General features: G+C 69.9%; 10 protein-coding genes. 6 read left to right on the forward strand and 4 right to left on the reverse strand.

Annotated features, from left to right (window positions below; translation table 11 throughout):
* The first annotated feature begins 185 nt into the window (after positions 1 to 185).
* From gmd to ACLQ23_RS08675, 3 genes are read left to right on the forward strand one after another with little or no spacing between them, the layout of a single operon-like run.
* Positions 186 to 1,199: a GDP-mannose 4,6-dehydratase gene (gmd, locus tag ACLQ23_RS08665; RefSeq protein WP_167945084.1), complete on the forward strand. Its 1,014-nt coding sequence runs from the start codon at positions 186 to 188 to the stop codon at positions 1,197 to 1,199.
* A complete protein-coding gene (locus tag ACLQ23_RS08670; RefSeq protein WP_355627930.1) occupies positions 1,196 to 2,398 on the forward strand; it encodes a glycosyltransferase in 1,203 nt (400 codons plus the stop codon). Before gmd ends, ACLQ23_RS08670 begins: the two co-directional genes overlap by 4 nt.
* Positions 2,320 to 3,519, forward strand: a complete 1,200-nt coding sequence (locus ACLQ23_RS08675; protein ID WP_355627933.1) for a DegT/DnrJ/EryC1/StrS family aminotransferase — start codon at positions 2,320 to 2,322, stop codon at positions 3,517 to 3,519. The genes ACLQ23_RS08670 and ACLQ23_RS08675 overlap by 79 nt, the downstream gene beginning before the upstream one ends.
* Before the next feature lie 67 nt (positions 3,520 to 3,586).
* Here ACLQ23_RS08675 and ACLQ23_RS08680 read toward each other — a convergent pair whose 3' ends face one another.
* Together ACLQ23_RS08680 and ACLQ23_RS08685 are read right to left on the reverse strand one after the other, a co-directional pair.
* Entirely contained in the window at positions 3,587 to 4,690 is a 1,104-nt protein-coding gene (locus tag ACLQ23_RS08680; protein WP_355627935.1) for a hypothetical protein, read from the reverse strand.
* Positions 4,691 to 4,851: 161 nt separating this feature from the next.
* On the reverse strand, positions 4,852 to 6,195 hold the full coding sequence (locus ACLQ23_RS08685; RefSeq protein WP_355627938.1) for a hypothetical protein: 1,344 nt from the start codon (positions 6,193 to 6,195) through the stop codon (positions 4,852 to 4,854).
* A 211-nt stretch (positions 6,196 to 6,406) separates the two neighbouring features.
* Here ACLQ23_RS08685 and ACLQ23_RS08690 point away from each other — a divergent pair, with 211 nt between their 5' ends.
* Complete coding sequence (locus ACLQ23_RS08690) at positions 6,407 to 9,514, forward strand: M14 family metallopeptidase (protein ID WP_167945089.1); 3,108 nt, start codon at positions 6,407 to 6,409, stop codon at positions 9,512 to 9,514.
* Positions 9,515 to 9,606: 92 nt separating this feature from the next.
* A complete protein-coding gene (locus ACLQ23_RS08695; protein ID WP_053652697.1) occupies positions 9,607 to 10,527 on the forward strand; it encodes an NAD(+)/NADH kinase in 921 nt (306 codons plus the stop codon).
* Positions 10,528 to 10,664: 137 nt separating this feature from the next.
* On the opposite strand, the gene pgm is transcribed toward ACLQ23_RS08695, so the two are convergent.
* Positions 10,665 to 12,308, reverse strand: coding sequence for a phosphoglucomutase (alpha-D-glucose-1,6-bisphosphate-dependent) (pgm, locus tag ACLQ23_RS08700; RefSeq protein WP_053652698.1), 1,644 nt, complete (start codon positions 12,306 to 12,308; stop codon positions 10,665 to 10,667).
* A 37-nt stretch (positions 12,309 to 12,345) separates the two neighbouring features.
* Positions 12,346 to 13,578, reverse strand: coding sequence for a glucose-1-phosphate adenylyltransferase (gene glgC, locus ACLQ23_RS08705; RefSeq protein WP_053652699.1), 1,233 nt, complete (start codon positions 13,576 to 13,578; stop codon positions 12,346 to 12,348).
* A gap of 72 nt (positions 13,579 to 13,650) precedes the next feature.
* Here glgC and glgA point away from each other — a divergent pair, with 72 nt between their 5' ends.
* Positions 13,651 to 14,859 (forward strand): glycogen synthase, encoded by a 1,209-nt coding sequence (gene glgA, locus ACLQ23_RS08710; RefSeq protein WP_053652700.1) that lies wholly within the window; start codon positions 13,651 to 13,653, stop codon positions 14,857 to 14,859.
* The last annotated feature ends 6 nt before the right edge of the window (positions 14,860 to 14,865 follow it).

Raw genomic sequence — 14,865 nt, forward strand, 5'->3', positions numbered from 1 at the left:
CCGGGCCGGAAAGGTCAACGAATGAGACCGAGCCGGGGTGACGATTTGCGAAAGCGATGAGGACCACCACTGGCCGAATATGTGAAACCACGGGAAAAGAACCACGCATCCGGTATAAGGAATTGACGCAGTCCTCCGGTTTTCTTCGAACGCCACCGGAGGTATCGGCACCTCGAGAGGGACGCATGTCGCGAGTAGCGCTCATTTCAGGGATCACCGGGCAGGACGGCAGTTATCTGTCTGAGCTTCTGCTCAACAAGGGCTACACGGTGCACGGAATAAAAAGGCGGTCATCCAGTTTCAACACAGAGCGAATCGATCGGATCGACGTGCACCCGCGGCAGAACGACGCGCGGCTCTTCCTGCACTACAGCGACCTGTCGGACCCGGCTTCCCTGACCACGCTCATCCGCGACATCCGGCCCGACGAGATCTACAACCTGGGCGCGCAGAGCCACGTCCGGGTGTCCTTCGACATTCCGGGTTACACCGCCGATGTCACCGGGCTCGGCGCCATGCGGATGCTGGAAGCGGCTCGCGCGGCCAACATCGGCTGCCGGTTCTACCAGGCGTCCTCCTCGGAGATGTTCGGCTCCACCCCGCCGCCGCAGCGGGAGGACACGCCGTTTCACCCCCGCAGCCCGTACGCCTGCGCCAAGGTCTACGCCTACTGGTCGGCGGTGAACTACCGGGAATCCTGGGACATGTACTGCGCCAACGGAATCCTCTTCAACCACGAGTCGCCACGCCGGGGCGAGAACTTCGTGACCCGCAAGATCACCCGGGCGGTGGCCAGGATCGAGGCCGGCATCCAGGACACGCTCTACCTGGGCAATCTCGAAGCGGTCCGGGACTGGGGCTACGCGCCGGAGTACGTCGAAGCGATGTGGCTCGCTCTACAGCAGGACAAGCCCGACGACTACGTGGTCGCCACCGGCGAAGGGCACACCGTCCGCGAGTTCGTCGAGGCCGCGTTCGCCCACGTCGGGCTCGACTGGGAAAAGCACGTGGCAACCGACCCGGTGTACTACCGTCCGGCGGAGGTCGACGCCCTCATCGGCGACTACAGCAAGGCCCGCCGGACGCTCGGCTGGGCACCCAAGACGCTCTTCCCGGACCTGGTCCGGGTGATGGTGGACGCCGACCGGCAGTTGCTCGAGGACGAGCGAATGGGCCGCCTGGTGCGGGTGGACCGATGAAGGTGACGATCGAGGCGACTCCGATCCGCCCCGCGCACGCGGCCGGAGTCGAGGCGTTCACCTACGGGCTGCTGGACGGGCTCGTGACCGCCACCTCCCACGATCTGCACGTGAACGTCCTGCGCGGAACGCTCGACGCCTGGCGGGAACGAGTGCCCCACGACCGGCTCTCCTGGACTGAGGTCGGGATGCCGCTGCGGTCGGACAACCGCTACGGGCGGATTCTGCGCGGCTGGACACCGGACCGGGTTCGCGAATCGGTAGCCCTGCGGCGAACGGTGAACGCGCTGCGGCAACGGGCCCGCCCCGCCCGCGACGACTCCGACGTCGTGTTGTTTCCGTTCCACTGTGCTCCGGCGCGGGCCCGCTCGTCGGTGGTGGTGGTGCACGACCTGCGCCACCTGCACGCCGAGTTCAGCTCGCCAGGATTCGGAGAGGTGGTGCGGGAGAACGTCGCCCACGCCTCCGCAGTGGTCGTGTCGTGGCCCCACCCGTACCGCGAGGTCCTGACGCTCTTCCCGGAGGCGGCGGACCGGGTCGCCCTCATACCGCCGCCCACGTTCCAGCCGGCACCCGACAGGTTGCTGTCCGACCCGGAACCGGGCCTGCTGCTCTATCCGTCATCGACAGCCACCCACAAGAACCACGCCACGCTGCTGGAGGCGATGGCGCTGCTACCCGAATGCCGGCTCGTCTGCCCCGGCCCGCTTGTCGAGCCCGAGGCCACCCGGCTGCTGGCCCGCGCCGCCCGTCCCGACCTGCGGGGCCGGGTGACCTTCCCGGGGTTCGTGACGCTCGACGAGCTCAACAAGCTCTACGCCCGCGCCGAGGCCGTGGTGGTGCCGTCCCTGTGGGAGGCCGCGAGCGGCGCGATCCTCGAGGCGTTCAGCTGGGGCCTTCCGGTGGCGTGCGCGGACGCGGACCCGCTGCGGGCCCAATTGGAGTTCACCGGCGCCGACGCGGCCGTGTTCAGCGCGAAGGACCCGGTGGCCCTCGCCGACGCCGTCCGGCGGTTGCGGGCCAATCGGGAGCATTACGCGACGGCGTCCCGCAGGGCGAACGGCCGCCTGGCCGGTCGTACCTGGGCGGACACTGCGAGCGACTACGCTGCCGTCCTGGAATGGGTCGCCGCCGGACGACCGGGCCCGATACCCCGCTCCCCTTTCGCCACCGCGCTGGCCAACGGAGAGACGCGGTGAGTACGGCGGGCCGATATCCGGTGGCACGACCGTGCCTGTCGGAGCTTGAGGAGAGCTACTTGCTCGACGCGCTCCGCAGTGGCTGGATCTCCTCGCAGGGCCCGTACCTCAACCGGTTCGAGCACCAGTTCGCCGAGCGTTGCGGTGCCAGCTCCACGGTGGCGGTCGGCAACGGCACGGTGGCCCTGCACCTCGTTCTCGCGGCGGCCGGCATCGGCCCGGGCGACGAGGTAATCGTTCCCGCTCTCACCTACGTCGCCACAGCCAACGCCGTTGTCTACTGCGGGGCCCGGCCGGTGTTCGTCGACGTCTTGGCCGACACCTGGTGCATCGATCCGGACCAGGTACGGGCGGCCATCGGTCCCCGCACACGGGCCGTCCTCGCCGTCGACCTCTACGGTCATCCGGCCGACTATTCCGCCCTGCGGACGATGTGCGACAAGCATGGGTTGCTGTTGGTGAGCGACGCAGCCGAGTCGTTCGGGGCGACCCTGGACGGGCTGCCCACCGGGTCCCTGGCAGACGCCACCACCTTCTCGTTCTTCGGCAACAAGGTCATCACCTCCGGCGAGGGTGGGTGCGTGACGACGTCGGACCGAGCGCTCGCGGACCGTATGCGCCTGCTGCGTAACCAGGGGATGGATCCGCAGCGCCGGTACTGGTTCCCGGTCGTCGGCTACAACTACCGCCTGACGAACCTGGCCGCCGCGGTGCTCTGCGCGCAACTCGAACGCGCCGACGAGATCATCCAGCGGCGTGACCGGGTGATCGCGTCGTACGAGCAGCAGTTGGCGGATCTGCCTCTGCTGCGACCACAGCCGGTCGCCGCGAACGTCCAGCGCGCCCCGTGGATGGCGTCCTTCCTGGTCGGTGAGAGCGGCGCGAAGCCGCTGCGGGACGAACTGGCCCATGCACTGGACCGCCTCGGCGTCGAGACCCGCCCGTTCTTCGTCCCGATCCCGGACCTACCTCCGTATGGGGAGGACGGAGTGAGTTGCCCGGTGACCGACGACCTGAGCCGGCGGGGCATCAATTTGCCGACGTACGCCGACCTGGACGACGGCGACGTCAAGGTGATCTGTGAACGCCTCCGGGCCGCTGTCGAGACGATCGCATCGTGAGCACTGCGGACGCGCCACAGCCCTGGACGGGCGACTGAGGCATGCGGCCCGCCTGGCCGGCAACGGATCAGGCGGGCTGCGGCACCAGCCGCCGCCGGGCGTCGTGGCGTCGCAGCAGCACCTGGTAGCTGCGCCACCAGAGCGCCCCGCTGAGCAGCGCCATGACCACCAACGCGGCGGCCGCTCCGAGGGCGCCGAACAGCACCGCGCCGGCGACCACCACAGGCACCCGCAGCACGCCCAGCACGGCGCCGGCAAGCAACGCTCGGCCACCGGCCCCCTCGATCCGTACCCCGGCGAAGCCGATCACGGCAGGCACCGCCAGCAAGCTCTCGACCACGAGCAGGGGCAGCAGCATCTGCGCGATCTCCCAGTTGCCGCCCAGCACCGCGAGGCCGACCCGATCGGGTAGCACCGCCACGGCCAGCGCGAGTGGTGCGGCGGCCCCGGTCACCAGCACTGTGAGCCGGATGGCCGCGCGCATCCGGGCCGCAGCCGGGGCGGCGTGGCTCCGCCGCAGGTGGGGAAGCACGAGCGCCGAGGCTGTGGACACGACGAGATTCACAGGCCCGAGCACGGTTCGACCGGCGCTCAGCGCGCCGACCACTGCCGTTCCCGCCGTGGCTGCCACCGCCGTGAGAGCGAGTTGCGCCGAGCCGGTGGTGACAAGGAACTGAGCGCCGAAGCTCGCCGCGACACGCGTCTCGGCCCGGTCCGTCCGCCAGCGCGGGAACGTCCGGAAGCCCTGGCGCCATGCGGTGACGAGCCCGACCAGCGCGCCACCGCCCGCCCAACCGGCGAACACGACCGCCGGCTGCACAAGGTGGAGCAGGCCGGGCACGGCGACGGCGACCACAAGCGCGGCCCAGCCAATCTCCTGGAGACAGGCGATCCGTGGTGACCCGATCCCGAGACTGACCGCCTTGGCGTAGTCGTAGAGCGCCAACCCTGGCAGGGCGGCTCCGACGATCGTCAGATAGGCCGAGCCGGTCGCGAGGCCGGCGGCGACGACCGCCACCGCCGCCACGGTGCTCACCGTGGTGACCCGTGCGGACGCGGAGGCGGCGACATCCGCCTGCCCTGCGGCGGCAAGGACCGAGTCGGTGACCATCGCCCGCGTAAGCCCGGACACCAGGATGTAGAACGAGAAGGCGACAGCGAAATGCCCCACGCCGCCAACCGACTCGAGCCGAGTGATCGTGATAGCGAGGAGGAAGTTCCCCGCGCTGGACACCCCGCCGACGAGCAGAGCGGGTGCCGCTCGGCTCCTGACGAGACGGGTGAGCGCGGAGCCCCATCGGTGCGCGCGACTCCGCGGATGAGCGCCGGCCATCACCGGATGGCTCGGACCGGGAACTCGTACTCCCGAGGGCCGGCGAGGCGTCGAGCGTCGACGGTCGGCGGCCGGCGTCGGGTCGTCACCAGGATGTAGAACACCGGCAGCACCGACACCGTGTGCTGGACCAGGCTGATCATCGAGTCCGGGTACGTACTCGACCACAGCAGCGGGTTCGTCAGGATGAGGCACAGGATGCTGAGCCGGAAGGGGCCTGGTGCGCCCCGCCAGCGCAGCAGGAACCCGACCACCGCGGCCCAGACGCCGTGGAAGACGACCACCCCCGTCGGGCCTTCAAAGAGGTAGATGTTCCCGATCGACAGGAACGTGTACGCCGACGTGGGGCCGCCACCCAGGTACTGGTTGATTGCCTGGCCGGTGGAGAGGGCCGGCCGGTCCGGGTCGACGACTCGGGGCAGAACGCCGTACCTGAGGTAATCCGCGAGGCCGGGCCGGGACAGGTCGACCGGGACGCTGATGTCCGCGAGAGGTGCCAGTTGCAGATCCAGGCGCGCCCGGTCCCCCGCTGTCACCTGGTCCGACACGGCGACCCCGTGATCGGTACGGATCGCGTTACGGATTTCGAACATGGCCGGCCAGACGAGGAACAGCAGTGCGGCTGTGACCACGAGATATCGGACCCGGATCACTCCGCAGATGACGCCGGCGGCAGCGACGAACGAGATGAAGCCCATCAGGGGCGCCGAGAGGGCGGTCATCGCGGCCAGGACGACCTCGGCCGCCGTGAGCAGAGCGAGCCATCCGTAAAGCTTCCGGATGGAGATATGGCCACCGAGGTGGCTGGCGATCAACAACGCACAGGCGAACGCGTTCCAGCCGGACACCAGCGCCGTGATCGGGGCGAGGCTGGAGTCGGGCAAATCGCCGGACACCTGCGCGACGATCGTTCCCCTGCCGACGTACGCCCCCAGCAGGCTGGCCAGCGCGCTGACCACCGCGACCACACGGGCGACGCCGTAGATCCTCGGATACTGCGCGTTGGCGCGCTCAAGGCCACGTCGCCACTGGTGGTCGGGCCGACCGAAGATCAGGGCGGCTGTCTCCACAAGCACGCTGCCGAGCAGCGCGAGCCCCACCAGGCGCAGAATGAACCCGAGCTCCGGGTTCTGGTACAGCACGGCGGTGGGAATGATGAGGAGCAGGAACGGCGCGAGGACGACGAGGCTGACCGGGTAGCACCGGAAGATCCGCGGCAGGAGCCGCCCCGGCCGACGGCTGCCGGACACCGCGCGGTGCCGGGCGCCTCGATGTGCCGCGGCCTCGACGAGGGAGCCTGCCAGAGGTGTACGGCTGACCAGAGGTCCCACACGGGCCGTCATCGTGCAGGGACCTCCGCCTCGCTGTCGTCTACCTAGTGAGCAACGACATGCCCGACGCCGGGACACGCCTCGATGGCACCTACGGCGCCCATCCGTCACCGCGAAAGGCCGTGCCGACACGGCCAGCCAGCGCGCTCCCATCGACCGATTGACATTGATCAGTTCGCACCGGAAGGCTCGCGCCTACAGGTCCTTCACCCAAGGAGGCGCGATGAGACCGAGACGACTGGCTATCGCCGGCGTGGTCACCCTGCTCGGCGCACTGGCGTTGGCCCCACCGGCGAGCGCGCGGCCACCGTCCGACCCGGGCGCCCGCGACGGCCTGGAGGTGTACGTCGGCACTGTCGACGCGAAGCAACGCGACCAGCTACGCGCGGCGGGGGTGGACCTCGGCCACGACGCGAAGACGGACTCGGCCGGTCGCACCACTGTCGAGACGGTCCTCAGCCGACGGCAGGCGAAGCGGCTGACCGACAAGGGTGTCCCGCTGTCGGTGAAGAAGGTCCGCGGCAGGGAGGCCTCGCAGGCGCTGCGGGAGCAGGCCGCCGCCGGCTGGACGTCGTTTCGCCCCTACGGGGAGCCCGGCGGCATCCGGGACGAGCTGAACGCGACAGCCGCCCGTCACCCGAAGCTCACGAAGGTGGAGACGATCGGCCGCACCCATCAGGGTCAGCCGATCCTCGCAATGAAGGTCACAAAGAACGCGCGGACCGTCCCGGACGGCAAGCGACCGGCGGTGCTCTACGCCGGCGCCCAGCACGCCCGGGAGTGGATCACGCCGGAAATGACCCGCCGGCTGATGCACCACGTGCTGGATCGCTACGGCACCGACCGGGAGATCACCCGTCTGCTGGACACCACCGAGTTGTGGTTCCTGCCGGTGGCCAACCCGGACGGCTACGACTTCACGTTCACCCCCGGCAACCGGCTGTGGCGCAAGAACCTGCGTGACAACAACGGCGACGGGCAGATCACCTCCGGTGACGGTGTCGACCTGAACCGCAACTTCGCCTACAAGTGGGGGTACGACAACGAGGGCTCGTCGCCGGAGCCGAGCAGCGAGACGTACCGCGGCCCCAAGCCGAACTCGGAGCCGGAGACCGTAGCCCTGGACAGGCTCTTCCGTCGGGTCGGCTTCGAGTTCTTCGTCAACTACCACTCGGCGGCCCAACTGCTGCTCTACGGCGTCGGTTGGCAGGTGAGCACCCCCACCCCGGACGACGTGATCTACGAGGCGATGGCCGGCGACGACGCGAACCCGGCCGTACCGGGCTACGACCCGGACATCTCCGCCGAGCTGTACACCACGAACGGTGACACCGACAGCCACGCCACAGTCAAGTACGGCACGTTGGGCTTCACCCCGGAGATGTCGACATGTGAGGCAGCCGCGGCCGTCGACCCGGACGACCAGTGGCGCCCGGAGGACTGCGTCAGCGGCTTCATCTTCCCCGACGACGAGAAGCTGATCGCCGGTGAGGTGAGCAAGAACCTGCCGTTCGCGCTGTCGGTGGCGCGCTCCGCGGCGGACCCGGACGACCCGGTGTCGGTAGTGGGCCGCACCACCCCGGACTTCGTGGTGGACGCGTTCAACACCTCGTACGGGCGCACTCAGCAGGTCGCCGCGATCACCCGCCGGGCGCTGAAGAACGTACGGATGCACTACGTCGTCAACGGCGGCCGGCCGAAGACCACGGCGGTCCGCGAGTGGCGTGGTGGTGAGCGGTACGGCGACACCCACGACGCCTACTACGCCGAGCTGCGCGGCACTGTCACCGGGGCGAAGCCGGGCGACCGGGTGGAGGTCTGGTTCACCGGGGTCAAGCAGCGGGCCGGAGTGGTGTCCAGCGAACACTTCACCTACCGGGTGCACGGCGACATCGGCGGCGACGTGCTGGTCCTCGCAATGGAGGACGTCACGGGGCTCAGCCCGACGCAGACGGGCACCACGGCGAAGTACGCCGACGAGATCGCGGCGTCCCTGACCGCCGCCGGGCGCAGCAGTGACGTGTACGACTTCGACGCGCAGGGGCGGACGGCGCCGCATCCGCTCGGCGTGCTGTCGCACTACAAGACGGTGGTCTGGGAGACCGGCGACGACGTGATCCCGCGCTCCGCCGGTCAGGTGCCCGGCACGGCGGCCAAGGCCGCGCTGGACACTGAGCTGGCCGTCCGGGACTACCTCAACGAGGGCGGCAAGCTGCTGGTCAGCGGGCAGTACGCGCTGTACGCGCAGGGCGCCAACGGGTCGTACGTGTACCGCCCGGACGCGCCGCCGGAGTGCACCGACGCCGAGGACCCCACGTGCCTGCCACTGTTGAACGACTTCCAGCAGTATTGGCTGGGCGCGCACACCTACGTCAGCGACGGCGGCACGTCGCCGGAGGGTGACCCGTACCCGGTCGCCGGCAACAGTGCGGCGTTCACCGGGTTCACCGGGCAGCTCAACGCTCCCGGGTCGGCGCAGAACCAGGCGCACACCGCCTCGTTCCTGACCACGTCGAGTTTCCTGCCGCCGGACCAGTTCCCCCAGTTCGCCAGCTCCGCGCCGGTGGGCTGGACCAGGCCGGGCGGCGCGCCGTTCGACCCGCGTACCGGTGAGTGGTACCTGCACAGCGGCCAGTCCGACGAGTCGTACAAGCGGCTCTCCCGCACTGTCGACCTGACCGGGGCGACGAGCGGCGAGCTGCGCTTCTTCACGTCGTACGAGATCGAGCAGAACTGGGACTTCCTCATCGTCGAGGCGCATGAGGTGGGCAGTGACGGCTGGACGACCCTGCCGGACGCCAACGGCAAGACCAGCACGGCCACCGGGGAGAGCTGCGCCTCGGGTTGGGTGGAGCAGCTGCACCCGTTCCTCGCCCACTACCAGGGCGCGGACTGCTCCTCGACAGGCAGCACGGGCAGCTGGAACGCGGCGACCGGTTCCTCGGGCGGCTGGAAGGAGTTCGTCGTCGACCTGTCCGCGTACGCCGGCAAGCAGGTCGAGGTGTCGATCTCGTACGTCTCGGACTGGGCCACCCAGGGCCTCGGCGTCTTCGTGGACGACGCTCGGGTGATCGTCGACGGTTCCACGGTCGCGGAGACGTCGTTCGAGTCCGCTGACCTGGGAGGCTGGACGGTGGCCGGTGCACCGGCAGGCTCCGCGGGCAACCCCAACGACTGGTCGCGCAGCCAGCAGGCGTTCGAGGAGGGCTCGGTGGTGGTCACCGCCGACACCGTCTACCTGGGCTTCGGGCTGGAAGGACTGTCGCCCGCGGCCCGCGACGACCTGGTCGCCCGCTCGCTGACCCACCTGACCGGCCGACCCCGCCGCTGACGGCGTCGAGGTGCGCCGACGGTCCCCGGACCGTCGGCGCACCTTCGACGGTACGCCGGGCGCGTCCCCCGCCGATGTGGTGAGCTGGACGAATGTCAGGGCTGGGACTGGTGCTGCACCCCACCCGGGATGTCACCGAGGTGGTCGAGATCATCGAACGGTGGGCGACGCGCCACAACAAGTCGCTGATGGTGCGCGCGCAGGACAGGCACCGCGTGCCGACCAGCGTCGAGCCGGTGCCGGAGTGCGAGGTGGCCACCCGCGCCGACGCGTTGATCAGCATCGGCGGCGACGGCACCATGCTCGGGGCGTTGCGCTCGGCCGTCCTCGACCCGAAGCCGGTGCTCGGCGTACACCTGGGTCGGCTCGGTTTTCTCGTCGAGGTGGAGCCGCCGGCGCTGCCCGAGGCGTTGAGCCGGCTGCTGTCCAAGGACTTCACCATCGAGTCGCACGCCTGCCTGGCCTGCGACGTGTGCGGCGACGACGTGGTGGCGTTCAACGACATCGCGCTGGTCCGCCAGCCCGGGTCGGGTTTCGTCACCGCCACCCTCGCCGTCGATGGCCAGCAGTACGGCTACTACCGCGCCGACGCCGTTGTGGTGAGCACGCCGACCGGTTCGACGGCGTACAGCTATGCCGCCGGCGGTCCGCTGATCTCTCCGGCGACGGACGCGGTGGTGATCACGCCGTCGGCGCCGATGGCCGGCATCTCCCGGTCGGTGGTGCTGTCGCCGGACGAGAAGGTCCGCCTCGAACTGGAGCCCCACTCGTCGGCGGTCGTGGTGGAGATGGACGGTCTGGTGTTCCGCGACGCGGCGACCGAGGGGGCCGTCGACATCAGCTACCGCCGCAACGCCGGTCTGGTGGTGCGCTTCGACCGGCAGCGCTACCAGGAACGCAACCAGCTGAAGATGACCCTGCTCGACCTGCCGTTCCTGCCCGAGCAGCTCCGCGAGCTGCTGCCCGACGGAGCCCAGCGAAGCCACGACCGGGAGATGCCCCCACGCCGCTGAACCTCACCCACCACCACACCCCGCCGCGTCCCCCACCTCTGGTTTCGGCCGTCGATCATGGGGTTAGCGGGCGCGACACACCGAGCGCCACCCGCCAACTTCATGATCAACGAAGTCTATAGGGGGCAAGAGCAGGGTCAGGTGTTGGTCAGGGCTTGGTCTACCAGGGACTTGGCTTCCTCTTGAATGCGCTTGAGGTGGTCGGGGCCCTGGAAGGACTCGGCGTAGATCTTGTAGACGTCCTCGGTGCCGGAGGGTCGGGCGGCGAACCAGCCGGACTCGGTGCTGACCTTGAGACCGCCGATCGGGGCGCCGTTGCCGGGCGCGGTGGTCAACGTCGCGGTGATCGGCTCACCGGCCAACTCGGTGGCGGTGACCTGGTCCGGGGAGAGCTTGGCGAGCACTGCCTTCTGCTCGCGGGTGGCAGGGGCGTCGATGCGGGCGTACGCGGGTGCGCCGAACCGGTCGGCCAACTCCGCCCAGTGCTCGCTCGGGCTGCGCCCGCTGACGGCCAGGATCTCGGCGGCGAGCAGGCAGAGCAGCAGGCCGTCCTTGTCGGTGGTCCAGGTGGAGCCGTCCCGGCGCAGGAACGACGCGCCGGCGCTCTCCTCGCCGCCGAAGCCGACAGCGCCGTCGAGCAGCCCCGGCACGAACCACTTGAAGCCGACCGGCACCTCCAGCAGCGGCCGGCCCAGGTCGGCGGCGACCCGGTCGATCATCGACGAGGAGACCAGCGTCTTGCCCACGGCGGCGGCCGGACCCCAGTCGGCGCGGGTACGGAACAGGTGGTCGATCGCCACCGCGAGGAAGTGGTTGGGGTTCATCAGGCCGGCGTCGGGGGTGACGATGCCGTGCCGGTCGGCGTCGGCGTCGTTGCCGGTGGAGATCTGGTAGTCGGCGCGTGCGGCGATCAGCGACGCCATCGCGTTCGGCGAGGAGCAGTCCATCCGGATCTTGCCGTCGCCGTCGAGGGTCATGAACCGCCAGGTCGGGTCGACCGTCGGGTTGATCACGGTCAGGTCCAGCCGGTGCCGCTCGGCGATCTCACCCCAGTACGCGACGCTCGCCCCGCCCAGGGGGTCGGCGCCGATTCGCACACCGGCGTCGCGGATCGCGTCCACGTCGATCACGGCCGGCAGGTCGTCGACGTAGTTGGCGAGGAAGTCGTACTCCCCTGTGGTGTCGGCGGCCCGGGCCCGCGCGTAGGTGATCCGGCGGACCTCCTTGAGCCCGGCGGAGAGGATCGCGTTGGCGCGGTCCTGGATCCACCGGGTGACGTCGGTGTCGGCGGGCCCGCCGTTTGTGGGGTTGTACTTGAAGCCGCCGTCGTCTGGCGGGTTGTGCGACGGCGTGATCACGATGCCGTCGGCGAGGCCGCTGGTGCGGCCCCGGTTGTGGGTGAGGATCGCGTGCGACAGCGCCGGCGTCGGGGTGTAACCGTCGCGGCTGTCCACCAGCACGGTCACACCGTTGGCGGCGAGCACCTCCAGCGCGTCCACAGCGGCCGGCGCGGAGAGCGCGTGGGTGTCCCGGGCGAGGAACAGCGGCCCGTCGAGGCCCTGCTCCCGGCGGTAGTCGCAGAGCGCCTGGGTGACCGCGAGGATGTGGTCGGAGTTGAACGCGTTGCGCAGGCTGGAACCCCGGTGGCCGGAGGTGCCGAAGGAGACCTGCTGCGCCGGGTCCGCCGGGTCGGGGTGCTCGGCGTAGTAGGCGGTCACCAGGCGCGGCACGTCGACCAGGTCGGCGGGCTGGGCGGGCTGGCCGGCACGGGGATGGGTCACTGCGGGATCCTCCTGGAGCAGGTACGGGTACGGGTGGTCACGGCTCGATCTTCTGGCCCTTGCCGATCACCACGACGCCGTTGTCGGAGACGGTGTAGCGCTGCCGGTCCTTCTCCAGGTCGACGCCGATCTCGGCGCCCTCCGGGACGAACACGTTCTTGTCCAGGATGGCCCGCCGGACCACCGCGTGGCGGCCGATCTCCACACCCTCCATCAACACCGAACCCTCGACGTGCGCCCAGGAGTGCACCCGCACCTTCGGCGACACGATCGAGTTCTCCACCAGCGAGCCGGAGATCACCACGCCCGGGGAGACCATCGAGCCGACCGCCCGACCGACCCGCTCACCCCACTGGTGGACGAACTTGGCCGGCGGCCACGGCAGCTGCTCGGTGTAGATCGGCCAGTCGAAGTTGTACATGTTGAACACCGGGTGCACGTTGATCAGATCCATGTGCGCGTCGTAGAACGAGTCGAGCGTCCCGACGTCACGCCAGTAGCCGCGGTCCCGGTCGGTGCTGCCCGGCACCTCGTTGTCACGGAAGTCGTAGACGTTCGCCTCGCCCCGCTCGACGAGCATCGGGATGATGCTGCCGCCCATGTCGTGCTTGCTGGTCTTGTCCTCCGCGTCGCGTTCGACCGCCTCGCACAGCGCCCGGGTGGTGAAGACGTAGTTGCCCATCGAGGCGTAGATCTCGTTCGGCGCGTCCGGCAGGCCGACCGCGTCGGTGGGCTTCTCGCGGAACGCCCGGATGCGCCGGCCGTCCTCGCCGACCTCGATGACGCCGAACTGGTCGGCCATCGACAGCGGCTGACGGATGCCGGCGACGGTGACCGCGGCGCCGGAGGCGATGTGGTCCTCCACCATCTGCCGCGGGTCCATCCGGTAGATGTGGTCGGCGCCGAAGACGATCACATAGTCGGGCTGCTCGTCGTGGATGAGGTTGAAGCTCTGGTAGATGGCGTCGGCCGAGCCGGCGAACCACCAGGGGCCGCGACGCTGCTGCGCCGGCACCGGGGTGACGTAGTTGCCGAGCAACGTCGACATCCGCCACGTCTTGGTGATGTGCCGGTCGAGGGAGTGGGACTTGTACTGGGTCAGCACGACGATCTTGAGATAGCCGGCGTTGGCCAGGTTGGAGAGGACGAAGTCGACCATGCGGTACATCCCGCCGAACGGGACGGCCGGCTTGGCCCGGTCGGCGGTGAGTGGCATCAGGCGCTTGCCCTCACCACCCGCCAGGACGATCGCGAGCACCTTGGCAGCCATGCCCCGACGCTATCCATCCGCGTCGGACTTCACCACTCGTACGGGGAGTCTTCTGCACTAGGGTGCGAGGTCATGACGGAACCCACCCCGCTGCGCGTCGACCTGCTGACCCGTGAGTATCCGCCGGAGGTCTACGGCGGCGCCGGTGTGCACGTCGAGTACCTGGCCCGGGAGCTGCGCCACCTCGCCGACGTGCGGGTGCACTGCTTCGGCCTGCCGCGCACCGAGCCGGGCGTCACCGCGTACTCCGATCCGCCTGGTTTGACCGGCGCGAACGCCGCGTTGCGCACGCTCGGTGTGGACCTGGAGATGGCCGCCGGCGCGGCCGGCGCCGACGTGGTGCACAGCCACACCTGGTACGCGAACATGGCCGGGCACACCGCGAAGCTGCTGCACGGGGTGCCGCACGTGCTGACCGCGCACAGCCTGGAGCCGCTGCGGCCGTGGAAGGCCGAGCAGCTCGGCGGCGGATACGCGCTGTCGTCCTGGGCCGAGCGCACGGCCATGGAGGCCGCCGACGCGATCATCGCGGTGAGCGCCGGCATGCGACGCGACGTGCTGACCGCCTACCCGCAGGTCGACCCGGACCGGGTACGGGTGGTCTACAACGGCATCGACACCCTCCAGTACGCCCCGGACGCCGGCATCGACGTGCTGGAACGGCTCGGCGTCGATCCGGCCCGACCGAGCGTGGTGTACGTGGGAAGGATCACGCGGCAGAAGGGGCTGCCCTACCTGCTGCGCGCCGCCCGGGAGTTGCCCGCGGACACTCAGCTCGTGCTGCTCGCCGGCGCACCGGACACCGCGGAGATCGCCGCCGAGGTGCAGGATCTGGTCACCGAACTGCGGGCCAACCGGTCCGGCGTGGTCTGGGTGGCCGAGATGCTGCCCAAGCCGGAGGTGATCCAGGTGCTCACCCACGCGACGGTCTTCGTCTGCCCCTCGGTGTACGAGCCGATGGGCATCGTCAACCTGGAGGCGATGGCCTGCGAGACGGCTGTGGTGGCGACCGCCACCGGCGGCATCCCGGAGGTGGTGGCCGACGGTGAGACGGGTCTGCTCGTGCCGATCGAGCAGGCCACCGACGGGTCAGGTACCCCGTTGGACCCGGACCGTTTCGTGGCCGACCTGGCGGCGGCGATCAACACGTTGCTCACCGACCCGGCGCGCACCCAGCGGTTCGGCCTGGCCGGCCGTCAGCGCGCTGTGGAGCACTTCTCCTGGGACGCCATCGCCCGGCAGACCCTCGACGTGTACCGCTCGGTCGGCGCGGCGGGCTGACCCGCC

The sequence above is a fragment of the Micromonospora sp. DT41 genome (assembly GCF_049841715.1).
GTDB lineage: Bacteria > Actinomycetota > Actinomycetes > Mycobacteriales > Micromonosporaceae > Micromonospora > Micromonospora profundi.

Excerpts from the sequence above, each read along its gene's own strand:
- gmd (WP_167945084.1), top strand. The coding sequence starts at position 186 with ATGTCGCGAGTAGCGCTCATTTCAGGGATCACCGGGCAGGACGGCAGT.
- ACLQ23_RS08670 (WP_355627930.1), top strand. The coding sequence starts at position 1,196 with ATGAAGGTGACGATCGAGGCGACTCCGATCCGCCCCGCGCACGCGGCC.
- ACLQ23_RS08675 (WP_355627933.1), top strand. The coding sequence starts at position 2,320 with ATGGGTCGCCGCCGGACGACCGGGCCCGATACCCCGCTCCCCTTTCGC.
- ACLQ23_RS08685 (WP_355627938.1), bottom strand. The coding sequence starts at position 6,195 with ATGACGGCCCGTGTGGGACCTCTGGTCAGCCGTACACCTCTGGCAGGC.
- ACLQ23_RS08690 (WP_167945089.1), top strand. The coding sequence starts at position 6,407 with ATGAGACCGAGACGACTGGCTATCGCCGGCGTGGTCACCCTGCTCGGC.
- ACLQ23_RS08695 (WP_053652697.1), top strand. The coding sequence starts at position 9,607 with ATGTCAGGGCTGGGACTGGTGCTGCACCCCACCCGGGATGTCACCGAG.
- glgC (WP_053652699.1), bottom strand. The coding sequence starts at position 13,578 with ATGGCTGCCAAGGTGCTCGCGATCGTCCTGGCGGGTGGTGAGGGCAAG.
- glgA (WP_053652700.1), top strand. The coding sequence starts at position 13,651 with ATGACGGAACCCACCCCGCTGCGCGTCGACCTGCTGACCCGTGAGTAT.